At 45.7% G+C, this 25,433-nt stretch carries 18 protein-coding genes; 9 read left to right on the plus strand and 9 right to left on the minus strand.

Annotated features, from left to right (window positions below):
* Positions 1–39 precede the first annotated feature (39 nt).
* A complete protein-coding gene (gene sstT, locus L0992_19830) occupies positions 40–1,257 on the plus strand; it encodes a serine/threonine transporter SstT (GenBank protein XGB70264.1) in 1,218 nt (405 codons plus the stop codon).
* 124 nt (positions 1,258–1,381) lie between these two features.
* Here sstT and tnpA read toward each other — a convergent pair whose 3' ends face one another.
* The 4 genes from tnpA to L0992_19850 all read right to left on the minus strand — a co-directional run bounded on the left by tnpA (position 1,382) and on the right by L0992_19850 (position 6,094).
* Positions 1,382–1,819 carry an IS200/IS605 family transposase gene (gene tnpA, locus L0992_19835; GenBank protein ID XGB70392.1) on the minus strand — a complete coding sequence of 146 codons (438 nt, stop codon included), beginning with the start codon at positions 1,817–1,819 and terminating at the stop codon, positions 1,382–1,384.
* 244 nt (positions 1,820–2,063) lie between these two features.
* Complete coding sequence (locus L0992_19840; GenBank protein XGB70265.1) at positions 2,064–3,284, minus strand: sel1 repeat family protein; 1,221 nt, start codon at positions 3,282–3,284, stop codon at positions 2,064–2,066.
* Between the two features lie 306 nt (positions 3,285–3,590).
* On the minus strand, positions 3,591–4,193 hold the full coding sequence (locus L0992_19845) for a response regulator (GenBank protein ID XGB70266.1): 603 nt from the start codon (positions 4,191–4,193) through the stop codon (positions 3,591–3,593).
* Positions 4,194–4,204: 11 nt separating this feature from the next.
* Positions 4,205–6,094, minus strand: coding sequence for a sensor histidine kinase (locus L0992_19850; GenBank protein XGB70267.1), 1,890 nt, complete (start codon positions 6,092–6,094; stop codon positions 4,205–4,207).
* A gap of 259 nt (positions 6,095–6,353) precedes the next feature.
* Here L0992_19850 and L0992_19855 point away from each other — a divergent pair, with 259 nt between their 5' ends.
* The 5 genes from L0992_19855 (at position 6,354) to L0992_19875 (ending at position 13,605) form a co-directional block, all read left to right on the plus strand.
* Positions 6,354–7,160, plus strand: a complete 807-nt coding sequence (locus L0992_19855) for a 4Fe-4S dicluster domain-containing protein (GenBank protein XGB70268.1) — start codon at positions 6,354–6,356, stop codon at positions 7,158–7,160.
* On the plus strand, positions 7,157–8,305 hold the full coding sequence (nrfD, locus tag L0992_19860) for a polysulfide reductase NrfD (protein ID XGB70269.1): 1,149 nt from the start codon (positions 7,157–7,159) through the stop codon (positions 8,303–8,305). Before L0992_19855 ends, nrfD begins: the two co-directional genes overlap by 4 nt.
* A gap of 14 nt (positions 8,306–8,319) precedes the next feature.
* Positions 8,320–11,412: a tetrathionate reductase subunit TtrA gene (gene ttrA / locus L0992_19865; GenBank protein XGB70270.1), complete on the plus strand. Its 3,093-nt coding sequence runs from the start codon at positions 8,320–8,322 to the stop codon at positions 11,410–11,412.
* Between the two features lie 480 nt (positions 11,413–11,892).
* Positions 11,893–12,534: a c-type cytochrome gene (locus L0992_19870; GenBank protein XGB70271.1), complete on the plus strand. Its 642-nt coding sequence runs from the start codon at positions 11,893–11,895 to the stop codon at positions 12,532–12,534.
* A 9-nt stretch (positions 12,535–12,543) separates the two neighbouring features.
* The gene (locus L0992_19875) at positions 12,544–13,605 is read left to right on the plus strand and encodes a c-type cytochrome (GenBank protein XGB70272.1); all 1,062 of its coding nucleotides are present in this window, start codon (positions 12,544–12,546) and stop codon (positions 13,603–13,605) included.
* 155 nt (positions 13,606–13,760) lie between these two features.
* Here L0992_19875 and L0992_19880 read toward each other — a convergent pair whose 3' ends face one another.
* Together L0992_19880 and L0992_19885 are read right to left on the minus strand one after the other, a co-directional pair.
* The gene (locus tag L0992_19880; GenBank protein XGB70273.1) at positions 13,761–14,690 is read right to left on the minus strand and encodes a LysR family transcriptional regulator; all 930 of its coding nucleotides are present in this window, start codon (positions 14,688–14,690) and stop codon (positions 13,761–13,763) included.
* Positions 14,691–14,716: 26 nt separating this feature from the next.
* A complete protein-coding gene (locus L0992_19885) occupies positions 14,717–15,157 on the minus strand; it encodes an Lrp/AsnC family transcriptional regulator (GenBank protein XGB70274.1) in 441 nt (146 codons plus the stop codon).
* Positions 15,158–15,298: 141 nt separating this feature from the next.
* Between L0992_19885 and L0992_19890 the strand changes: the two genes are divergently transcribed.
* Positions 15,299–15,883, plus strand: a complete 585-nt coding sequence (locus L0992_19890) for a LysE family translocator (GenBank protein XGB70275.1) — start codon at positions 15,299–15,301, stop codon at positions 15,881–15,883.
* Between the two features lie 54 nt (positions 15,884–15,937).
* Here L0992_19890 and L0992_19895 read toward each other — a convergent pair whose 3' ends face one another.
* Positions 15,938–16,327 carry a DUF1294 domain-containing protein gene (locus L0992_19895; GenBank protein XGB70276.1) on the minus strand — a complete coding sequence of 130 codons (390 nt, stop codon included), beginning with the start codon at positions 16,325–16,327 and terminating at the stop codon, positions 15,938–15,940.
* A gap of 158 nt (positions 16,328–16,485) precedes the next feature.
* Here L0992_19895 and L0992_19900 point away from each other — a divergent pair, with 158 nt between their 5' ends.
* A complete protein-coding gene (locus L0992_19900; protein ID XGB70277.1) occupies positions 16,486–18,258 on the plus strand; it encodes an alpha-amylase in 1,773 nt (590 codons plus the stop codon).
* Positions 18,259–18,609: 351 nt separating this feature from the next.
* Complete coding sequence (gene pulA / locus L0992_19905) at positions 18,610–22,308, plus strand: pullulanase-type alpha-1,6-glucosidase (protein ID XGB70278.1); 3,699 nt, start codon at positions 18,610–18,612, stop codon at positions 22,306–22,308.
* Positions 22,309–22,838: 530 nt separating this feature from the next.
* Here pulA and L0992_19910 read toward each other — a convergent pair.
* Both L0992_19910 and lamB read right to left on the minus strand, forming a co-directional pair.
* A complete protein-coding gene (locus L0992_19910) occupies positions 22,839–23,666 on the minus strand; it encodes a MalM family protein (GenBank protein ID XGB70279.1) in 828 nt (275 codons plus the stop codon).
* Positions 23,667–23,831: 165 nt separating this feature from the next.
* The gene (gene lamB / locus L0992_19915) at positions 23,832–25,055 is read right to left on the minus strand and encodes a maltoporin LamB (GenBank protein XGB70280.1); all 1,224 of its coding nucleotides are present in this window, start codon (positions 25,053–25,055) and stop codon (positions 23,832–23,834) included.
* Between the last annotated feature and the right edge of the window lie 378 nt (positions 25,056–25,433).

A 25,433-nucleotide genomic window follows, 5' to 3' on the forward strand; every position in this document is an offset into this window, starting at 1 on the left:
GATACATCACTATAATAATTTAACAATTGCAGGTATTTTATGCAAAATCACAACATGCTCGCCCGCATCGCTCGTGGGAATCTTGTCCTACAGATCCTTGCTGGTATTGTTTTCGGTGTCGTTCTCGCCATGGTTTCTCCTTCAGCAGCTCAAGACGCAGGCCTACTAGGTAGTCTGTTTGTTGGTGCTCTGAAAGCTGTTGCCCCAATTTTAGTATTCATTCTTGTTGCAGCTTCTATCGCAAACCAAAAGAAAGGTCAGCATACCCATATGCGTCCAATCATAGTGCTTTACCTGATTGGTACGTTCTCTGCTGCACTGACTGCTGTAGTACTGAGCTTCATGTTCCCAACCACTTTGACACTGGTTGCGGGCGCTGAAGGTGCTAACCCTCCTCAAGGTATTGCTGAGGTTCTTCATACTCTTCTATTCAAGCTTGTAGATAACCCAGTTAGCGCGCTAATGAACGCAAACTACATCGGTATTCTTGCTTGGGCAATCGGCCTTGGCCTTGCACTGCACCACGCATCTGCAACAACCAAAGCGGTTTTCGAAGACCTAAGCCACAGTGTTTCACACATTGTTCGCTTCATCATTCGTCTCGCACCATTCGGTATCTTTGGTCTTGTTTCAACGACATTCGCAACAACGGGCTTCGATGCTCTAGCAAGCTACGGTCAACTGCTAGCAGTTCTACTTAGCTCAATGCTGATCATCGCACTTGTGGTTAACCCACTGCTTGTATTTGTGAAAACAAAACAGAACCCATACCCACTCGTACTGCAATGTATTCGTGAATCAGGCGTAACAGCATTCTTCACCCGTTCAAGTGCTGCAAACATCCCAGTAAACATGAACCTTTGTAAGAAGCTAAACCTAGACGAAGATACTTACTCTGTATCGATTCCTCTAGGCGCAACAATCAACATGGCGGGTGCTGCAATCACCATCACTGTGTTAACGCTTGCAGCTGTACACACAATGGGTATTGAGATTGATATCTTCACAGCGATTCTACTAAGTCTTGTGGCTGCGGTATCGGCATGTGGCGCTTCTGGTGTTGCTGGCGGTTCACTACTGCTTATCCCACTTGCTTGTGGCCTATTCGGTATTTCTAACGATGTAGCGATGCAGGTTGTAGCGGTAGGTTTCATTATCGGTGTGATTCAAGATTCTGCTGAAACAGCGCTTAACAGCTCAACTGACGTAGTGTTCACTGCTGCAGTATGTAAAGCTGAGCAAAACAAAGCATCATAAGCTTTGGGTTTTAGCTCTTAGCTCTTAGCTCTTAGCTCTTAAAGCAAACAGCACACAAAAAAATATCCGCCTTCTTAGAAGGCGGTTTTGCTTTATAACCCCCTAAAAGGGGGCGTCCGCGCTATCAGTTCTTCAATAACTGTAATTGTTGTTCATACTCTATGTCCTGCTTATATTGGTGTCGTACATATCGCCGAATGACTTCTTCATTCACACCGACCGTATCTACAAAATACCCTCTAGCCCAAAAGTGATTTCCCCATAATTTCTTACGTATATGTGGGAATCTATTGAAAAGTCGAATTGCTGTTCGGCCTTTTAAAACTCCTAACAAACTCGATACTGATAACTTGGGAGGAATAATGACAACAAGATGAACATGATCTGGTTGAACGTTTAATTCTAAAACTTCGCAGTCTTTCATATTGCACAAAATATAGATTGAACGATAAAGCTCCTTTCCTACCTTATCTTTCAAAATCTTATATCTGTACTTTGGAGTCCAAACTATATGGTATTTGCAACGCCAATAGACATGTGATGAACTTCTGTAATCGCCCATGTGGTTGTTTCCTCTTACTTGTGGTGAATAAGAGGTTACTTCTAACATGGGCACTTCTTCAGGCTATAGCCTCAAGGAACAATCACCACCGCCCTAGGCGGTGGTTTTGAGGAGCCAATAAAAAGGGAAGCATCTGCTTCCCTTTTTTGTTGTCTAATTTTCGTGGTTAAAGCTGAAACGACATCACTTAATAGCTCTCAGCCATTTGCTCCATAGGAGAACCTATCAAGCCAATGAGCAAGACTTACTGGTTTCTGTTCCAGTTAGACTCAACCGCAGACTGACTGAAGTCTAGAGGGTCACTATTTGGGGTTGCTTGTCTCTCAGTTGGCGCTTGTTCAGTGTTAGGTTGCTGGCTGTAATCGACATTCGTATCTTGAGCACTCGAAGTTTGAGTATCTAGATGGCTCGCATCTACTTTCAATGCCTCACCTTCTTCATCAGACGCTTCTTTCACTTTCTTAGGGATCGGTATATTACGCTTGTATAGCTTATTGAGCGCTTTAATGATTGAATGCTTAGTGATCGCTTCTTGAGTCAGCTTGGTCATTATCGGCTTAGTCAGAGCTTGTAAGCCCACGACGGCATCGACACCCAGTTCACCACCGACTTTATCCCTCAAATGCTTCGCTTCTGAGTAACCAAAATGAGCCGACAAGAATAGCCAGATATAAGCAATCGCGTTGCCGTGTTCACCATGGTCAATCCACGCTTCGCCAGCTCTAAACATGGCTTCTGCGCTGTTCTTTTCCGCTGCAGTTTCAAACCAGTACACCGCTTCGCCGTGATTCGGTTCAACACCAACACCATTCAAATAGCTCATACCCAGTTTGATCTTACCGTCTAGGTTATTTTTTTCAGCGGCCTTGTGGTACCACTCGAACGAGCTTTCAGCTGAGTAGTCTGGGTTTTCTTTGTCTAGACACCACTCGCCCATAAACAGCATGGCTTCGGTATTACCGCCCATTGCCGACTCTTCGATATAGGTGTAACCCTTGGGGATGTTCTTATCGGTTCCGCGCCCAGAAACGAGTGCTTTACCCATCTCAAATTTAGCCACCAGATCGTTATCCATCGCTGATATCGCAAGCTGCCAGAAATTGGCTTTTTCTCTTAAAATCAGGTCTTCTTTGCGCTTCATACTCAAACGCACAATGCCATACATACCGTTGACATTATCTAGATGTGCGGCCTTATCGTACCAATACAAAGCTTCCTTAATATTGTTACGTTCGGCCTCTTTCGCTAAATATAGAATCGACGGAACATGTCCGGTTTCAGCTTTGAAATGACGCTCTTTTTGCTCTTGGATGCGTGCTTTTTCAATCGCTTTTCGGTAAGCGACCGCACGAGCTTTGCGTTCTTGTTCCAAGCGCTGTTTTCTTAGCGATAAAGAAATCAGCCACACGGCCACAAGTATTAACGAAAGAGCCGTCGCACCAATTGCGATTCCCATTGTACTCATAAAATATTTTAACCTAACTCGGCTGATACAAATCTCGATATCGAGGTGTTATCAACCATAGTGAATGTCTCGAATTACAGGGAAAAGCGCCGTTATTAACGCGTTCCACCTTAAAATGAACTTAGTTCAGTATCTCAGGAATACATAACGATAAAAAGTCTGCAGAGGCCTATCGGTATGCACTCCCTAAAGGGTGTGATCTTGCTTCAATATAGAGGTTAAATGAGGACTATCTTTCATCAGAAAAAATCTGAATGTCGGTGACAAAATTGATGGGTTTCCATCAGGAATTTCGCACAGTGATAGTTAAGTCAATTGCCCGTATATGTAAGCCAGTTCCGCAACCGTCTTCGCTGAGAATTTCTTCATCAAGCTTGCTCGGTGTACTTCAACTGTTCTCATCGCGATGCACAATTCATCGGCTATTTTCTGGTTACGCTTACCATCAATGATCTGCTTAAGGATGTCGATTTCTCGTTCGGTCAGCGACGCATAAGCTTGGCGATACACATTCATGTGAAGGTGCTTTTCAGAGGCTTCTAACCCTTGCTTGATTGCCTCGGCCAATTCCCCACCTTTTACTGGCTTTTGGAAGAAGTTCACCGCACCTGCTTGCAGGGCTTCTACCGCCATTGGCACATCCCCATGCCCTGTCAGATAGATAACCGACAGCGGGCTCTGTGCTTTCACCATCAACTCATGAACTTGTTGCCCTCTCATCTCTGGCATTCTGCTGTCTAGCACTACACAGCCCGGCTTTGTGAGATCCACAGAGTCTAAAAAGCTAGGGCCATCTTCATAGGCGGACACAGTGAAATCATGCTCTTCCAATAAGAACACCAGCGAGTCACGCATCGACTCATCGTCATCAACCACATAAACCGGCAACGTTTGATGAAGTTCAGGCATAACAAGATTCCTTATGAATCATTTGAAAGAGAAAAAGGTAACGTCACTGCAACGTGACAGCCATGAGGAGTCAGTGACTTAATGGTCATTTGACCGCTGTGGTCTTCAATCACGTCTTGGCAAATCGCAAGCCCTAACCCTAAACCGTTTTCTTTGCTGCTCACAAAGGCTTGAGTGACTTGCTGCTCAGTAAAATCTAAGCCCGTGCCGTTATCGATGACCGACAACATCATTTTATCCGGTTGATACTCGGTAATCACTTTAATTGTCGCGGCTTCACTGTTTTTGTTATCAATATCAGACGTAGCGCTTTGTTGGCGGTGCTGTTGTGCATTACAGGCGTCGGTCGCATTGTTGATCAGGTTTACAATCACTTGTTGTAGCCCTACCGAATCAACATCTAGCTCAATAGGCTTACCTACGGCGTGGCGTTCAATGGTAATCTTGTGTTTCTGTAATCGAAATTGCATCAACTCAATGGTGTCTGTGAGTAACTGCTCGATGTCAGTCTGAGATTTTTCAGATGAACGTTTCTTTATCATGTTTCTTAAGCGTTGAATGATCGCGTCTGCCCTATCCACTTGCGACTGAATCTTCTCGAACACAGGTTCAATATCGGTCAATGGTTTATTCTTAGAAATCCGTAATAAACCGCCTTCGCTGTAGTTACGAATCGCTGCCAAAGGCTGATTGATCTCATGCGCCAAACTGCTTCCCAACTCACCGACCACGGCGATTCGTTGAGAGTGTTCTAGCTGCTCACTTTTACTTTTTAGCTTGTGCAACGTGGCTTCCAACTGCTTTTTGCTGCGGCTGAATTTGTACTCCAACCAGAAGTGGTAAGCATTCAGTAACACCACAAAAATGAAGAACGCCCAAGCCCATTGCTGATTGTACTTAAGCCAGATTAACGCTTCCTTCCACCATGGCTGTTGCAGTGGGTGCATGTCGAGCTGCTGATACAGCTTGTCGATAGAGAGCAGACTAGTTGGTGACGTCCAACCCGAAGCATTGGCTGCAATCGCTGGCGCACTGCTCTTTGGCATTGAAAACAGCACCTGACTCATTTGCTTGGCCAGTGCTGAAGAAGCTCGCTCTGTTTTAGCAAACGACCAGTTGGAATACAGCGGCGTAGACACTTGGCATCGGAAGCCTTCAGGCGCTTGATTGCCGATGATTCGATATTGACCAGCCACCAGCAAACCTTCGCTAATCATGTTTTCAACCAAACAAGCAGGGACGACTGCCGCCTCAATGTGTCCTTCTCGCAATTGGTACAAACTGGCATCAATAGGGAAACCCAAGAACTGAGTATCAGAGAAAAAGTGATTGGGATTGAGTCCCTCTTGCATTACTTGGTAACGCATAGTCAGGTAGCCGCCAAACGCATTTTCAGAGACAGCCGCAATTGGCTTTCCACTAAGTTGTTCAAACGAGATATAGGGTGACATTCTTCTGACCACCAATGCAGAACCGATACTGCGCGTGCTGCTCACACCTTGATCGTCGTAATTGTGACTGGTCATGGTTGCCATCCAAGATAGCGCGTATTGACGCCCTAAGCGCACTGCTTGACCGGGATTCGTGACAACAAAATCGACCGTGACATCTTTCACCGCTTCCGCCATCTCTTCCAAATTAAAAGGCTTGAGAACAAAGTGCTTACCCGGAATGCGTTCAGACAACCAATCCATTGTTGGTTGCCAGCGTTGCTGCGCCGAAAGCTTACCTCGAGTCGCCAACACACCAACCTCGATAATCTGGTCGGTTTCACCTGTGTTTTGGTTTGGGCTTGTGCTTGAAGCTGCTATCGCTTGTTCAGATTGAGCAGCGACACACACACCTGCGGCTAGGCTCAACCAACAAAGGCTTACAATGGTCATTAGTTTTCGAACGGTCACTGAAATCTCTTTCTCCAAACGGACTGTTTATCCAATTTATTCTCGATTCATTTTATGTCAGCGGCGTGTTTCGCGCTTAGCTCATGCTTTTAATCGCCTTAAATAAGCCCCTAAAACAAAGCATAACAGCTAGATTGCTAAAACCGCATTTGTTCTAGATCAACTTTGATCTGGGTATGTGGAAATCCACAATACCCCGCGTACGCCCAAAATCTGACAATGAGCCCAACAGATAGAATACCCATTTATAGGTACCAACATGGACTCATTGAAAAGACGGTTTCTCAGCCAGTTCGGTAAGGTTTCCGCCGGTGCTGCGCTCATTCCCATTACCGGAATCAACACCGCAGTCGCAAGCACAGCCATTCGCAATAACAACCAACCTGACCGCAAAGGCGAAGTAGGCAAACGCTACGCCATGGCGATTGATTTGCGTAAATGCGTAGGCTGTCAGGCATGTACTGTTGGCTGTAGCGTTGAAAACCAAGCTCCAATTGGCCAGTTCAGAACCACAGTAAAACAGTATGAAGTCTCCCTTGATGATGGCTCGACGGCTCAACAAGAGGTGAAATCATTCATGCTGCCTCGCCTGTGTAACCACTGCGACAACGCACCTTGCATCAAGGTTTGCCCTGTTCAAGCGACCTTCCAACGTGAAGACGGCATTGTGATGGTCGATAACGAACGCTGCGTAGCCTGTGCTTATTGCGTTCAAGCCTGCCCTTACGATGCTCGTTTTATTAATAACGACACACTGACCGCCGACAAATGTACCTTCTGTGCACACCGCCTTGAAGATGGCTTGCTACCCGCTTGTGTAGAAACTTGTGTCGGTGGCGCACGTGTGATTGGCGACCTTAAAGATCCAAACAGCGAGATCAACCGTCTACTCAATGAAAACCACGACGACATCAAGGTGCTTAAGCCAGAGCAGAACACCAACCCACATGTTTTCTATATCGGCATGAACGAGCGTTTCGTTAACCATATCGAAGGTCAACCTGCGATTTATGATCCAGCCGCCATCGATAACTCATCCTCTAGCAAACAAGGAGAGACAGCATGAATATCACCGAGGTGTTAGTTCCCGCTCAAGAGATCGCTTGGCTACCGTGGGCGGTTCAATATTTCTTCTACATTGGTTCGGCTTACGCAGCGGCTATTCTGTTTTTGATTGCACTTATCTTCAAAAATTCGACCAGCCACCAATTCCGTTCTGCCCTTGTACTTGTGATGGCGATTGGCGCGATTGTTGGTCCGTTAGCTCTTACTGGTGACTTGCACCAACCTGGACGTGCGTGGCACTTCTACGCTCACATCACACCTTGGTCATGGATGTCACTAGGTTCTCTATTTCTTCCTCTGTTCTCTGGTCTGGCTGTCGCGACGGCTTGGGTTTACCTCCGTGATGACATCGCACAACTTAAAGAGAGCGAAAATCCGCTTCTAAAACGCTTGTCTTGGCTAACACTAGGGCAATGGCAGGTATCGACAAAACTGATGATTGCACTCGCTGCTGTGACGGCAGTATCGGGCTTAAGCATTGCGCTTTACACCGGTGCCGAGATTGCAATTTTGGCGAGCCGCCCGCTTTGGCATCAACCGGCTTCTCCACTGCTTTGGTTCACGACCGCATTCTTTGCTGCAACGGGTTTAACGCTGTTGATTTGGGCTCTTCTGCCTTCAAGCAAACCAAGCTTAAAACCAACAGACCTCGCTCTGGTACAAAGAACCATTACCTTAACGGGCGGTCTTGCCATCACTCTTACGTCGATTTGGGCATCTAACCATGGTCACTTCAACTTGTATGAGAACGACGCTTGGGGCATTAATTTAGGCATCATGACCACCAGCATTTTGCTGTGCATGATCTTGGTTCTTCCGCTGCAGCGTCTATCGCAAAGCAAGCTTGGCGTCATCCTTGTGGCACTTGCGACCATCATTTCAGCATGGGCGGTACGTTGGGTCACCATGATGGAAGTTCAAACCATTCCACGTTTTGATGTGGGTGCATTCCCTTATGAATTGCCAATGGGTAGTGCTGGTTTACTCGGCATTATTGGTATGTGTGGTCTTTGGTTAGCACTTGCGTTGTTCGCTTCTGAGATCGTGTCTGTTGGATCTACAAGAACAACTGGCTCTGCACTAAAGACAGCATCAAAGCCAAACCAAAATACATCATCACCACTTAACCGCTCACATAGCTTGTAGTCTGAGGAATCATCATGGATAACAAACGTCGTCAATTTTTGAAAACAGGCCTTGCTGCCGGTGGTGTTGGAGCTTTTGCTGCAGGTTATGCGACAACCACAAAACACATGGTTCACGGTGCTATCGATGGCACCGCGGGTAAGAAAACCAACCACATCCACCACGGTAATTCGTTAGAGACAGAGTACAGTGTCGATGAACAAGGTAAGATTTCACCAAATCCAAACCAACGCGTTGCACCATCAATGTGTTTTGGTTGCTGGACACTGTGCGGCTTGCGTGTGCGTATCGATAACCGCAATGACGAGATCTTACGTATCTCCGGTAACCCATACCACCCACTATCAAGTGATCAGCAGATCCCGTTCAAAACACCGGTAAAAGAGGCCTACATTGGCTTGTCTGGTGAGTCAGGCATCAACAACCGCTCGACTGCCTGCGCCCGTGGCAACGGCATGTTAGAGATTCAAAACAGCCCATACCGAATCACTCAACCGCTTAAACGTGTCGGTAAGCGCGGTGAAGGCAAGTGGGAACCCATCAGCTACGAGCAGCTTATCTCTGAGATCACCGAAGGTGGTGACTTGTTTGGAGAAGGCGAAGTGGAAGGCTTACGTTCGATTCGCGACATCGAAACACCACTTGATCCGAATAATCCTGAATACGGCCCAAAAGCTAACCAGTTATTGGTAACCAACGCCGGTAACGAAGGTCGTGATGACATCTTGAAGCGCTTTGCATTCAACAGTTACGGTACACGAAACTTCGGTCACCACGGTTCTTACTGTGGCTACGCATTCCGTGCAGGTTCTGGCGCGATCATGAATGACTTAGACAAGTTCTCGCACTTAAAGCCTGACTTCAACAATGCCGAGTTCATTCTGTTCATCGGTATGTCTCCAGCTCAAGCGGGTAACCCGTTTAAGCGCCAAGCACGACAACTTGCTGAAGCTCGTACTAACGGAAAACTGAGCTACACCATAGTGACACCAAGTCTTCCTGCGGGATCATCAAGTCTTGCAGCGGGCGATCGTAACAACTGGCTTCCGATCAAACCGGGCACCGATTCAGCATTAGTTCTAGGCATGATCCAATGGATCATTGAAAACCAGCGCTACAATCACGACTTCTTATCTCGCCCAAGCGCGCAAGCAATGCAAAAAGCAGGCACCACACACTGGTGTAATGCATCTCACCTCGTGATCAGCGAGGAAACACACCCTCAGAACGGGCGTATGCTTCGCGCTTCGGATATTGGCTTGCTCGAAACGGGCGAACCGATGTCTGACGATGATGCATTTGTCGCACTCAATGTGACAACGTCACTATTGGCATCAAATGTTCAGGTCGATGAAGCAGCGTTGTTCGTCGATCAAGACGTAGAAATCGATGGTCAAACCGTTCGTGTTAAGTCTTCTCTACAAAGATTGAAAGAAGAAGCCTTCAAATATGACCTTGCTTACTACAGCGAGCAGTGTGAAATCCCGCAAGATCAGATCATTGCACTGGCGAAACGCTTCACAAGCTACGGGACAAAAGCCGTCGTCGATACTCACGGCGGCAACATGCACACCAATGGCTTCTACAACTCGTTCTCTATTCTGATGCTGAACGCGCTGATCGGTAACATCAATGCAAAAGGCGGGGCGATGGCGAAAGCGGGTGGCTACCCAACTTCTGTTGCAGGACCACGTTACGACTTTACCAAGTTCAAGGGTAAGACGAAGCCGCAAGGCGTATTCTTATCTCGCAGCAAGTTCCCGTATCACAAAACCAGCGAATACAAACGTCGTGTTGCGGCAGGCGAGTCACCTTACCCAACACGCGCGCCGTGGTACCCAATCTCTGCACCGCTTTTAACTGAGCACTTATCAGCTGCGATTGATGGCTACCCTTACCGCGCAAAGGCATGGATCAACCACATGGCGAACCCACTTTATGGTGTTCCGGGTTTAGATAACCTATTAGGTGAGAAGCTTAAAGATCCAAAGCAGCTGGGTTTGATCGTCTCTATCGATGCTTTCATCAATGAAACCACAGCACTATCAGATTACCTTGTGCCAGACACAGTAACCTACGAGAGTTGGGGTATGGCAACACCTTGGCATGGCGTGGCGACTAAGGCGATCACTGCTCGTTGGCCGATTGTTGAGCCTAAAACCTCACGAACTAAAGACGGACGCGCCATCAACCTAGAAAACTTCTTTATTGATCTAGCGAAAACCCTCGACTTGGGTGGCTTCGGCGAAAACGCCATTAAAGATAGCCAAGGTAACTGGCACGGTATTCATAGCGCTGAAGATTTCTACCTGCGCTCTGCGGCTAACCTAGCATTTGCAAAAGGCGGCGTGCCGAATGTGGATGCTGAAGACATTGTTTGGTCTGGCCTTGAGCGCCTTGTGCCTGTGATGAACAAAACGCTTAAACCTGATGAGATGCTAAAAGTGGCGTACATCTTTGCGCGTGGCGGTCGTTTCGAAGACGCAACCAACGCCTACACCAATGAAACTATGAAGTACAAATGGACCAAGCCATTGGCTATCTGGAATGAGAAACTTGGTACCTCTCGCAACACCTTCAGTGGCGAGCAGTACATGGGTTGCCCGACATGGTATCCACAAAAACTGGCAGACGGTACGCCTTTTTCTGAGCAGTTCCCAGCAAAAGAGTGGCCATTCACCCTAACCAACTTTAAATCCAACATTCACAGTGCAGTGTCTAACTTGTCACCACGTTTAGAGTCGATTAAAGGCGTGAACCCGGTGTACATTCACCCGCAAGACGCCTCTTCGGCAGGTATCAAAACTGGTGACGTATTTGCCATTGAAACACCGAGTTCAACCACACATGCGTTGGCAATGGTGATCGAGGGTATCAAGCCGGGCACATTAGGCTTTGAACATGGCTTTGGCCATAAAGAGCTCGGCGAACGTGCGCACTGGATTGGTGACACACAGCAACCAGTGAAGATGAAGTCAAACGATGGCGTTAACATCAATGATATTGGTTTGATTGACCCAACGAGAGAAGGCAAAGGCGTCATGTTGGATTGGGTGGTGGGCGCAGCAGCAAGACAAGCGCTTCCAGCTAAGATCTACAAAGTCTAATCAGTAATCCAATACACATCCCTACTCATACCTAGCTAGGGCAACAACAGAGCAACTTCACCGTTCGAGGTTGCTCTGCTTGTTTAACAGCCAATACATCGACAGCATTCGACCCGCAATATTCAATCCAAGCCTCAACAACCAATCCCGTCGCAACAACCAAAGATTCTTCACTTCACAGTTATTCTCTTCAGCGTAACTTTTTTAGCTAGCCTCTATAAAGCGGCTATGCTTATACAATCGGTGCCATAAAAGAGCCTTAACAAGCAGTTACACCGAGGCGAACATGGCAGTTCCCTTGCATTTCATTAACGGCAGTTGGATTAGCCTGTCGAAATTCACATCAATGCCATTATGGTGATTGGGGTTATTAATGTGAGACTTACCTCAAGTTCCAAATGAATTAATGTGGAAATCCACAATAGCGCGAGCAACCAATTATGTCGAAAATGCGTGCTCTATAACCAATAGCGACGCCTCATGATTAAGCTGAACATAAAAACTCAAACTCTAACGCTTTGCATCGCTGCTCTAGGAAGCCTTTCTTTATCCGGTTTTGCACAAGCAGCGCCTAATCCAATGCCAGAAGCCGCAGAAACCTGTAGCGGCTGCCACCAAGCCGACGGTAAAGGCATGCCTAACATCGCCCCGATGCTTGCTGGGCTTAATGCTGATTACCTCGAACATCAACTGGTTCTATTCTCTAGTGGTGAGCGTCAAAGCGCGATCATGAAGGGCATGGCTGATGGTGTTTCTGATCCCGCAATTCGTCGTGAGGTTGCAAAATACTTCGCTTCACTGCCTTCTTATGAATTCACTGATTTAGAGCAGCGCGGCTCACAGGCTGATATCGATAACCCGTATCGTAAGCTTGTATTCCAAGGCGACTGGGATCGAAACATTCCCGCTTGTGCAACCTGCCACGGCCCAAGTGGTATGGGTGTAGACAAATTTCCACGCCTAGCGAGCCAGCACGCCGACTACATTCAAACTCAGCTCAACGCTTGGAAAAACGGCACTCGCAAGGGTGATGATTTGAACATGATGGGCAACATCGCTGGCAAGTTAACCGACGATGAAATCAAAAACCTGTCTTACTACTTCGCATCTTTCCGATACTAAAGGGCTCGCATGAAAACATTACTTTTAATTACCGTAACCCTTGCCTCTGGAATCGCTTACGCCGAAGGTGAGTTGCCCGATCGCCAAACCGAACTGCCCGCAGTAGAGAAACCTCAAGATAACAAGTATCTGGTGCCACGAGACTTGGTCGATATTCCTGCAGGGGAATTTGGCGACAAAGTAAAACTGGGCTATTCGCTGTTTGTCGATTCACAACAGATGCGTGGCGAGTATGTCGGCAACGAGCAAAACTGTGTCAACTGCCACATGCAAGCAGGCATGAAAGCAAACGCAGCACCTCTTTGGGGAGCTTACATGGCCTACCCGGCTTACCGTAAGAAAAACGACAAGGTAAACAGCTACGCAGAGCGTATCCAAGGCTGTTTCACTTATTCAATGAATGGCTTGCCACCAGCAGTTGGCTCAAAAGAGATGATCGCGCTCACGGCTTATTCATACTGGTTAGCGATGGGTGGCATCTTAGATAAAAACGGCATGCAAGATACGCCCGTTCCTGAGATCAGCGATGCGGATTTACAAGTCGGAGGTAAAGCGGAAAGCTTCCCTCTTCCTGAAGAGCTGCTAAGCAAATACCCAATAGATGACCGCAGCAAATTGGCAGGCCGTGGCTACCCTAAGATTGCTAACCCTGAACAAGAACCTTCGATAGCGCGTGGTGAGAAGGTTTACCAAACCAGCTGCCAAACGTGTCATGGTCAAAATGGCGAAGGCATTAAAGGGGCTGATGGTCGCTCATACCTACCACCACTTTGGGGCGAGAACTCGTTCAACTGGGGCGCAGGTATGCACCGCGTAAACACAGCGGCTTACTTTATTTACGAAAACATGCCGCTTGGAAAGAGCCAACAGCTTTCCATTCAAGATGCATGGGATGTGGCTGCTTTCGTCAACAGTCATGAACGCCCACAAGATCCGAGATACAAAGGCGATGTGGCTGCTAATGCTGAGCGTTACCACAACCATCAAGGCTACTACGGTAAAGAAATTGATGGCCACGTGCTAGGTACGAAAGCTTACCCGAGTGGCAAAGAAGTGATTCACAACCACTAACTTTAATTAAAGAGGTACTCCTTTCGAGAAAAGAGCCTATCACGCCAGCTATAGCTAAGCTTTACATTGTAAATTAGTGACTGCAGGAAAGTAAAAAGGAGCCAGATCGTATGACGATCTGGCTCCTTTTTTGATTTGATATGGCAGAGAAACAGCTAACCTTGCTGCATCTTCTCCCAAATGGTCGGAGAGCCAATATAGTCTTGAACCGTAGTGATGAATTCTTTCACCAGTTTGGTCTGCTTACGGTGTGGATAGACAGCATAAATCGCGGTATCGATTGTAGAAATCGGGTAATCCGGTAGCAAGGTGACCAAGCCAAGCTCTTTCATTGAGGCATACAGGTTTGATTGGTCAAGGAAGCCATAACCCAAGCCATCTTTCACGCAAGACACCATGGTCCGAACATCACTCACCTTATAGTTGCCACGAATCGTCAGGCTTTGGAAAGTATTGCCATGCGGCTCTTCACTGATACGTAGATGATCCACCGTCATATCGCCATTGGTATAAATCACCGCAGGCAAAGCTAGCAAATCTTGTGGTGTCTTAGGTTCACCGTGCTGCTTAACGAAATCGTTCGACGCGACCAACATGAAGTTACTGTCAGCTATCTTCTTCGCAATCAAATTCGATTCAACAAGCTTACTGAAGCGAAACGCGATATCAAACTGCCCAGCAATGATGTTGGCGATCTTGTCGTCCAATGACAGCACAATCTGAACGTCCGGGTACTTTCTCATAAACTGAGTGATAATAGGTTGCAGATATTGCTGACCAAAATAGATGGGCGAGGTAATTCGTAGCACGCCTTTAGGTTCAGACTGGTACGAATCTGCAATGCCTTGGATCTGATTGATGGTGTCTTTCAACACATAGGTTTGCGCGAGAATATCTTCACCCGCCGACGTCAAAGAAAACGAGCGCGTAGAACGGTTGAGCAGCTGAACACCTAAGTCTTGCTCAAGCTTTTTGATCTGTTTAGAGAGTGATGAATTGTCCATATCATGCAAGGTTGCCGCTTTGGTAAACGACCCTTGTTGAACCACATCTAAGAACAATAACAACTGATTAGTATTGGGCACTGCGCCTCTCCTGCAATAAAACTCGATTAGCGTTCATCTTTGGGGGTGTCCATCACAACCATAGTCGTAATAGATTGCACCTGAGCACATTCCCCAAGCACATCGGCATGAAACTTCTTATAGCCCGGCAGATCTTTGGTTTCGACTCTCAACAAATACTCGTTAGCACCAGTGATGTTGTGGCACTCCACCACTTCTTTTTCCATGCTGACGTGTTGTTCAAATTCCAACTGAGCCGCTTTGCTGTGGCTCGATAAGCCAATCGAAACGTAGGCAATAAAGCCCACACCCATCAGGCCATTATCCAAAACTGCGCGGTAACCTTGGATGATGCCTTTGCGCTCAAGATCTTGTACTCGCCTTAGGGTCGCTGAAGCCGACAAACCAATCCGTTCTGAAAGCTCAATATTGGAGATTCTGCCGTCCAATTTAAGCTCTTGCAATATCCTTTCGTCAAATCTATCCATAGGTACTTATTATTGTGCATTTAGTGATAATAGGTGAAATAAAAGCACATAATTGCCTCACTTTCCACCTACTATGTTTCTCAACACGTGAAAGTCATGACCGGTCAGTCACTTCGTTCATTTTATTGCTGGAGAACCATTATGCCTTTAGAACAACTTAGCGCACTTGCCTTGTTTGCGTTTGTCTCGACCTTCACACCGGGTCCAAATAACATCATGCTCATGACATCAGGTGCGAATGTTGGCTTTGCCCGTACCATTCCGCACATGCTTGGCATTGCTCTAGGGTTTGCGGCTATGCTGCTATTGGTTGGCTTCGGCTTAATGGGGATTTTCAATGCATACCCGGTGACGCACCAAATCTTGAAGTACCTGAGCCTTGCTTACCTCGTATACCTAGCGATCAAGATAGCTTTGAGCGGCAAAGCCAAAAGTACCGAAGCGTATAAGCCGATGACCTTTCTCGGCGCGGCAAGTTTTCAATGGGTGAACCCGAAAGGTTGGTCGATGGCGCTAACCGCGATCTCCGTTTATAGCAGTGGCAGCTCATGGTGGGAACTTGCAATCATCGCAGCCATTTTTACGCTAGCTAACTTACCATCCGTGACCTTCTGGACGGCAGCAGGCAAACAACTGCAACACTGGCTAACAACACCAGTACGCATCAAAAGCTTCAACTATGGTATGGCGGGTTTACTGCTAGCGTCGACAATTCCGATGCTCTAATCGACTCACTATAGCTACTGATGGTTAGTACACGGCTGCTAACCATCATTGTCGTTAAAGAAACCCAATAATTTCACTAACCCAACGGCCAAATATCGCCTGTCCGCTCGGCGTTAACGTCCATATAAACACTGCTATATTTATTGCCACCGTCAGCCAATAAATCGTTCTGAACGGCTGTTTTTGCGTTTTATGACGCAGTTTATCTTGTGCGATCAAAGCCCCCAACCAACCACCAGCAACAGACAAAATGTGCAAGGTTTTCTCTGGTACGCGCCAATTACCATTAATCGCGGCTCGTTTGTCTTTCGCGTACACAAAAAACGTCACCAATCCGATAGCCAGATACCACACCAACAGCGCTTTCGAACTTTCCGCAAACAACACAGATATCGCAACCAACACCAGATAGGTGATCGCAATTTGAATAGATGAAGACAACATAAACTCCTTTTGGGCAACAGCTCACATACTGTAGCAATTACGCCCTGTAGATTTTGATAAGGATGAGCAAGGCATATTGTAATTCAGTTAGCCTGCCAAATAACAAGCAAGCCCTTTCATCCCTACATAACATGATGGAAGTTAAAGGAATTATAAATATGTACAACCAAAAGTACGCCATCTACCAAGTTTTTACGCGTTTATTTGGCAATAAAAACACCCAACATGTTCCATGGGGCACAATCGAACAAAACAGCGTCGGCAAGTTCAGTGATTTTACAGATAAAGCGCTGTCAGAAATTCGTAAACTCGGAATAACTCACATTTGGTATACCGGAGTGCCACATCATGCGCTCATCAATGATTACAAGCACCTTGGTATTTCAGACGATCACCCGAGCGTGGTAAAAGGCCGTGCTGGCTCCCCTTATGCCGTCAAAGATTACTATTCCGTAAACCCAGATCTCGCCGAAAACCCCGAGCGCCGTCAGGAAGAGTTTGAGGCATTAATCAAAAGAAGCCACGACAATGGCTTAAAGGTAATCATCGATATCGTCCCTAATCACGTTGCGCGTCATTATGAGGGGCTAAATAACCCACAAGGCGTCAGTGACTTTGGTGCTGATGATGACACAACACTCGAATACCATCGAGATAACAACTTTTACTACATCCCGAACAGCGCCTTTGAACTGCCAGATATCGAGCCCAACTTTACCCCGCTTGGTGGTGAGCAGCACCCAAACCTTCGTTCTCCGTTTATCGAAAAGCCCGCCAAATGGACAGGCAACGGCTCACGCTTGGCTAAGCCTGATTTCGACGATTGGTATGAAACCGTGAAGATCAATTACGGTGTACGACCTGACGGTTCAAAAGACTTCCCAGAGTTACCAAGTGGCTATGCCCAACGCGACTGCCGTGAACACTGCCATTTCTGGGAGTCTGTCGATGTGCCTAGCTCTTGGATTAAGTTCCGAGACATCGCCTTGTTCTGGTTAGACAAAGGCGTTGATGGTTTCCGGTACGACATGGTTGAAATGGTGCCTGTCGAATTTTGGAGTTACCTCAACTCATCAATAAAAATGAAAAATCCCAATGCATTTCTCATGGCAGAGGTATACCAACCAGACTTGTACCGTGACTATATCCATCTCGGAAAAATGGATTATCTATACGATAAAGTGGATCTGTACGATGGACTTAAAGAGATCATGCGAGGTAAGGCATCAACGGCTATCATTCCCGAAATCCAGCATCAGATGATGGATATTGAACATCACATGCTGCACTTCTTGGATAACCACGATGAACAGCGTATCGCGTCTTCAGAGTTTGTTGGCAATCCTAGTATTGCTAAGCCTGCAATGCTCGTCAGCGCGTTATTAAGCAGTTCACCAACCATGATTTACTTTGGACAAGAAGTCGGCGAACCGGGCGCGGAGAACGCAGGCTTTGGACAACCCTCGCGTACATCAATTTTTGACTACATCGGCGTCCCACAACACCAAAAATGGATGAACCAAGGTGCATTCGATGGCGGGCTATTAGACGAAAACGAAAAACAACTACGTCACTTCTATCAGAAGGTCATGAACTTTTCGCTTGAGCACTCTTCAATGACGGGACATTACCTAGACTTACACCAGAGCAATAATTTGAATGATTCGGTTTACGCATTTCTGCGCTATGACGACCAAGAACTGACCTTAATTGCTGCGAATTTCAGCCAACATATCACCGAGAATATTCACTTAACCGTTCCAAGTGATGTTATACAAACGCTCACAATCGCCGATGACAGTTACTTGTTGGATGAACATATTGAAGGCATTCAACAACAGGTATTAAAAGTTGAGGAAAGTATTGGCAGTTTTAGTCTTGAGCTAAAGCCACTGGCTTCGTTGGTTTGGGTATTTCCCTTATCTGAATAAGATGTTTATTATTAACTCCTAAACAATCTGAGTTTTAATTAATTGATAAATAACTTAATTCCCACATTAAATTAACGTCACCTCAATTCGATACCTTCCTCACATTAATAAGGATGAGCTCTCATCCTTATTATCTACTCCCATCCTCTACGCCTTCTACTATTGATATTAAACATATGAGTTATTGATCCAATTAATTTAACTCAAACCAAATACAAAGCGTGATATTGACACTAGGTTTCCTATTTTTACGCATTAAAAATAACTTTATACATAGCCATCACAAATAGTTGACCATCGTTAAGACTAGGATATTAATCTTCATAAAAAGTGAAATATGGATATTAAAACGTGAACAGCATAAATATTAATAAAATTATCTCTCTACGAAATACTTTCAACAACACCAAAAAGAAGAGCTTCAAACGCTCTACATTGGCCAAAGCAATTTTACCGCTCTTTACCGCTACTTTGATCGCGGGTTGTGGTAGTGATAATGATAGCGACAACGGTACAGACCCTGGCAACAGTGGTTTATACCCTGCAGCTGAAAACGAAGTCGTTATTTACTACAAACGCGATGTTGCCGCTGCCAGCTCATCTGGCTCAACTTACGACGGTTGGGGGCTGCACCTTTGGAATGGTGAAGGCTGTACCAGCACAGATTTAGTCGGCATGGGATTAAGTGAAACCGGAACCGACTGGAACAGCCCTTACGAATACGATGGTATCAGCGATACTTACGGTGCTTACTATGTGCTGAAAGTTGATCCAGATGCCTCTGACCCACACAAATGCATGAACTTCATCTTACACAATGGTGATGAGAAAGCGTTTGGCAGTGCGAACTCAAAAGTCGAGTTAACTAAGCTTGGCGATTCACAAGGCGTATTCGGTTTCCATGGCAGCAGCGAGTTGTACTACGATCCTATTTCAGAGCGACCAGTCAATATTGATGGCCAAAAAGCACACTGGCTAGATGCAACCACAATTGGTTGGGAAGCGGCTAGCAATGCAGATTCTGTGAAGCTCTTCTATGCACTAGACAACAGCATCACAATGAACGATGACAAAGAGATTGTCGGCGGAAATGCAATTGAACTAAGCAAAGATGGAGAACTATCTTCTGAATTAAAAGAACGTTTCCGACACCTAGCAAGCTTACCAGCAGTGGCAATTGATGTTGATGACACAACACTGCGCACCATTTTGAAGTCTCAGATAATCCTTGTTGCCTACAACTCAAATGGCGACGTTACCTCTTCAACTGAGGTTCAAAAGCCGGGTGTGCTTGATGCGGTATTTGCCAGTGAAGATGCTGGTAATGCGATGGCTGAAGAACTCGGCGCGATTGTTGAAGGCAGTGCAGCTACCTTCAAACTTTGGGCACCAACAGCGCAAGATGTAGAACTCGTTCTTTACAGTGAAGATCTGCTAAGTTCACAAGTAATCCCGATGAAGGAAAACACTGAGACAGGTATTTGGGTAACTGACGCAGTTTCTAATGCAGTGAACAGTTATTATCGTTACCAAGTTAAGGTTTATCACCCAACCACAGGCAATATCGAAACTCGCCTTGTGACAGACCCTTACTCTCTCAGTTTGTCAAAGAACTCAGCATACTCTCAAGTGATTGACCTGAATGATTCAACCTTAAAACCTGCGAACTGGGACGACTACCAACGACCAACAGTAGAGAAAGACGAAGATCATGTACTTTACGAATCTCACCTTCGTGATTTTAGTTTCAGCGACAAGCTAGGTACACCAAACCTAAACGGTAAGTATCTAGCTCTCACAGAATCAGAGCGTGAGTCGGTCAAACACCTACAAGCTCTGCAAGATGCAGGCTTAACAACACTACATATCTTACCGGCATTTGATATCGCTACCGTTAATGAAGATGAAGCGAGCCGTGTTGATATCACCGACACCGTTGGCAAACTGTGTGATGTAAAACCGACAGCTGCCTTATGTGGAAGCGAAGACGAAAATAAAGTCATCGAAGAAGTACTTGATGGCTATGATCCTTCAACAGGCGATGCACAAGCGCTAATGAACGATTTACGTATGCTCGACAGCTTCAACTGGGGTTACGACCCATTCCATTACACAGTGCCAGAGGGAAGTTACGCAACGGATCCAAACGGATCTAAGCGTATTCTAGAGTTCCGTCAAATGGTAAAAGCCACGCATGACATGGATCTAAAGCTGATCATGGACGTGGTATACAACCACACTAATGCATCCGGCGTAAACGATAAGTCAGTGCTGGATAAGATTGTCCCTGGGTATTACCACCGTCTTAATGTGAACACAGGTGGCGTAGAGAACTCAACATGTTGTGACAACACCGCGACCGAAAACCTGATGATGGGTAAATTGATGGTCGACTCACTTAAGGTGTGGGCTGACGACTATAAAGTAGATGGTTTCCGTTTTGACTTAATGGGTCACCAGCCAAAGGACGTGATGGTAGAAGCTCTTTCTGAAGTACGTAAAATCGACGAGAACACCCTGTTCTACGGTGAAGGTTGGGATTTTGGCGAGGTAGCAAATAACGCTCGCTTCGACCAAGCGAATCAAATCAACATGGCAGGCACAGAAATCGGTACCTTCTCAGACCGTTTGCGTGATGCAGTTCGTGGCGGCAGCCCGTTCGATGGTGGAGTCGATTCAGAAGGCAATCACCCACTTCGCTTCAACCAAGGTTTCGGTAACGCTGCGATTGCTAACGATGAAACCAAAGTCGATCAAGAGTCTATCAACGGTCGTTTACACAACCAAGACCTTGTCCGTTTAGGTATGGCGGGTAACCTAGCAGAATACGTGCTGATTGATTACAAAGGCGATACCAAACTGGGTAAAAACGTCGACTACAACGGTGCACCGGCTGGTTACACCAAGATGCCTTCAGAGAACATCTCCTACGTTTCAAAACACGATAACCAAACACTTTGGGACAACAACGCTTACAAAATCGCAGAAGGGACTAGCTCTGCAGAGCGTGCTCGCATGCAGTCTGTATCGCTCTCTACCGTGATGTTAGGCCAAGGCATACCATTCATCCATATGGGTTCTGAACTGCTTCGTTCTAAGTCGATGCAGCGTGATTCTTACGACTCTGGTGACTGGTACAACCGCGTAATGTTTGATGGTACTGATAACAACTGGAACGTCGGCTTACCTCGTGAAGACAAAGACGGTGCAAACTGGGATCTGATCAAAACCATCATTGCGGACCCAACGGCGAAACCAGACGCAGACGACATTGAATTAACTAAGCAGCAATTCCTAGAGCTATTAAAGATCCGTAGCTCAAGCGAACTGTTCCGCTTAGATACAGCTGACGAAGTTATGAAGCGTGTCGATTTCCGTAACGTTGGCGAAGACCAAGTCGAAGGCCTGATTGTCATGTCTATCGATGATGGTGTGTCCGCAGGTACAGACCTCGATCCAGAGAACGATGCGATTGTCGCGGTTGTAAACTCAACCAATGAAACTCAATCGTTTAAAATCACAGGAGCGACAGGCTTTACACTTCACACGGTTCAACAAAACTCAGCTGACAACACAGTGAAAAACGCAACCTTTACCGCTGATACCTTCACGGTACCTGCACTAACCACCGCTGTATTTGTACAAGCTCAAGACGGTGCGCAAGGTGCTGGTTTGCCGGTTGATAACTCAGACAAGGATGTGTCTAGTATTCCACCATACGGCCAAACAACAGTTTACGTTCGTGGTGACATGAATGGATGGAATCCTGTTGATGATTGGGCTATGAGCTTTGTTGCTAATGGGGTTTATTCTGTAACAGGCAACTTGGAAGCGGGTAACTATGGCTTCAAGTTTGCTGCTGCTGATTGGGTATCACCTAACTTTGGTTGTGACTCCGTTGAACTTGCTGATGGTTCAATCGACCTAGGTACTGATGGTAACTGCCAACTAAGCGTAACAGAAGCTGGTAGCTATACATTCACTCTAAATGCGATTCACGAGTTGGATGACGACGTAGATGGTCCAGTTGTTTCGGTCACTAAGCAGTAAAGCTTAAAGTATCGAAGCAAAGTAACAGATAATAAAAACCAGCGAAAGCTAGCCTTTGGGAGACGTCAGTCTCCCTTTTTTTGTCCTCAAAAAACACAATTCCCAATACACCACATCATTCCATTAACTCCATTAACTCCATTAACTCCAATGTTAAGAGATAAATGAACCACCTTAGTTCTTAGTAGAAAGCATAACGAGTACATGTGAACATCTCATTCCAGTGTACGTAAAATTTAGGAAGCCGAGCTTAGGTCGGTAGATGAAATGGTGATACGTCAATAGAGTTCGTATTAAACTATTTGAGAAGAGTAAAATAGACGAGAGTGTTTTAGCTAGTAAATAAAAAACATAAATAACGAATCACGCGCATTTATATTAGCCATTAGTTATTACGTGTAAATCTTTGGTTATGTACATTCAAGCATTTGGTAACTATGAGTATTACTTTTAATTTACTGCAGGCAATAAAAAGGCTCCTATTTAGGAGCCCTTCTCTTTATATCAATCGGTATTTACAAACTCGTCGACTACTTTTTATTGACTGCTTTTACAAAAACTTCTTGTGCGCCTTCAATACTCAATGCTTTTGCCTCATCTAGTAAGCTCAGAGCTTTTGGAATATTGTCTGCGTCTACTGCTGCCTGAATGGCATTATGGTAGTAAGTTTGTGTTTCTGGTTGAATTGTCTCAACCTTAGCTGCTGCCGCTGGTTTAGCGTTAGATTCACTGCTAGAGCCGAATGAGAAGAAGCCCACTCTATCAATCGTTACTTCTATCTTACCGACATTCGCATTTGGAACTGGAATGTCTTCTACTTCTGGCAGATAGTTACCACGGCCTTCTGCATCTAGACGTGCAGGGTGAATTACATCAGTAAAACCACCAAGATCTTCTTGCTCTGTATAGATAACTAAGTACACAGACTCAGCAGTTGTCGGTGGGTAGAAATCGTTTTCTGCAACAAGACGGTTGCCCAAATGCAACCTAGGCTTCGCGTATTCAAAGCTGTCTTTACCGTAACGCTCTAACTCACGACCGTTCTTATCATAGATAACCGCATTAGGAACAAATGCAGTCTCACCGATCATGCTAGTGATCTTAATAGAGTATTCACCACGATCCGCTGGTAGTTCGATCGCTACTACAGGGCTGTTTATACCCTGATAGTTTAAAATTTGACTGTCTGGTGTTACATCGAAAATTGCCGAGCTTGGAAGCTTCATAGGGGCAAATTGAAGACCAGCAATAGAGTTAACTTGTTCAGCCTGTGCCACTTGCACTTGCTCAACTACTTGTGCAGATTGACAACCGGCCAACGCAACACAGCCACTCAACATTAGAGCTTTAAAATACATAACCCTTCCTTCTTGTTATTTTTTTAAGAAATTTACTAACTTTAATTACCACAAAGAGAACTATTCACCTAGGGAACGATCAACTTAATCGTACATTCCTTAAAAAAATAGCCGACGCGAGCCGGCTATGAATTAGGACAGTTTAGGATTTGTTACGCTAGGTGTTTACCACCAAGCTTCAGCTTGGATACCGAATACATATTCTGTATCGTCGCCATTGAATGCTTCTTTGTTTTCAGTATCTAGGATGTAAGAACCGTAAACACGGATTTCAGGACGAGCCCAGAAGCTGTCACCCATAGCCCAAGCTTGAGCTACTGTGAATTTAGCGTTACCGAAATCTTCAGTCGCTAGACCACCTTCAGCAATTCGCTCACCAGCGTTGTAGCCAGCTTCAAATACTGTACGCATAGTGTCGTTCCACTTGTACATTGGACGAACTACAGCAGAGTACTGGTCAATATCGAAAGTCTTGTTTGTGTAGTTACCATCTTTGTCTGCACCACCAATATCGCTACCCGCGAGGTAAGCTAGTTGGTGACCCATTTCCCAAGATTCGCCAAGGTTCATTACACCCCAGTTAATTAGACGGAAACCAGATGCTTCGTTGAATGCTTCAGTACCACGTGCGTAGTAAGAACCAGAACCCCAGAAGTTTGCAGCTTGTACGCCGTAACCGTTAGTACCGTACTGAAGTACTGTTTGGTGGAAACCGTTGCTAGTTCCTTGGTGTAAAATCGCAGAAGCTAGTAGGCCGTCGTCAGCAGACTCGCTTGCGTCATCAGAATCAGTTGCGAAGTTGTACGCTAGAGCAAACTCTAGAGAAGCATCTTGCCAAAGACCGATGTTCGCTAGACGAGCATCAAAGATGTAACCAGTTGAATCATCAGTGTCGCCATCTTGAATCAATGCAACAGATAGTTTTTGGTCGCCAATAGAAATGTTTTCAACACCGCCACCAGTACCAGATGTATTCAGGTAGTAGAAGTCAGTAATGTGGATGTCTTTACGTTGGTAGTATGTTTTACCAGCCCAAAGAGTCGCTTCTTGGTCGAAAGATAGAACGCCTTTCGCTTTAACTGCGAACTGAGCAACGTTAAAATCAGAATCTTCCCAACCATTTGCACCTGGTGCACCAGAAGCAATCATTGACTCAACGCGCCACGTTTGCTCACCAGTTTTTAGTTCTTCAGCTAAACCAAACTCAGAGTAGTTGTCATTTTCGTTACCTAGACGACCAATACCGTTTTTGTTAACTGATACATCACCATTACCGTTACCGCTGATACCAGTACCAGCACGCATGTAACCGTTAAAGTCAACAGCGAACGCAGAGCCAGCAGCTAGCGTAGTCGCCACTGCAGCAGCAATCAAACTTACTTTTTTCATTCTTAACTCCATTAAGGACGATTTATTTTAGGTTTTTATATTTTTGCTCTCTTGCGGCAACCAAAGGCAGTAATGGTAGTCGTAAGATAGAGAGGTTTAGGGTTTCCCCTGATTTGTTTCAACGGGGTCAATATTAAGAGGGGATGACAAGTTTGACTTCCTCCACCCCTAACTAAATTAAGGGGGACTAGAGGGGAGTAGAAAATATACAGAACGGTGTTTTAAAGAGGTAGATCACTTAATCTAGGAGGAGTAGACAGCACTCAGATCTAATTATTCAGCATAAGTGAGATCTACTTCAAATATATAATTTGAACTTCATCGATGAATTATTTTTTTAACCGTAATTATTCTGTGAAGTTGCTTGACCTTACTGTG

The sequence above is a fragment of the Vibrio pomeroyi genome, assembly GCA_041879425.1.
GTDB lineage: Bacteria > Pseudomonadota > Gammaproteobacteria > Enterobacterales > Vibrionaceae > Vibrio > Vibrio pomeroyi_A.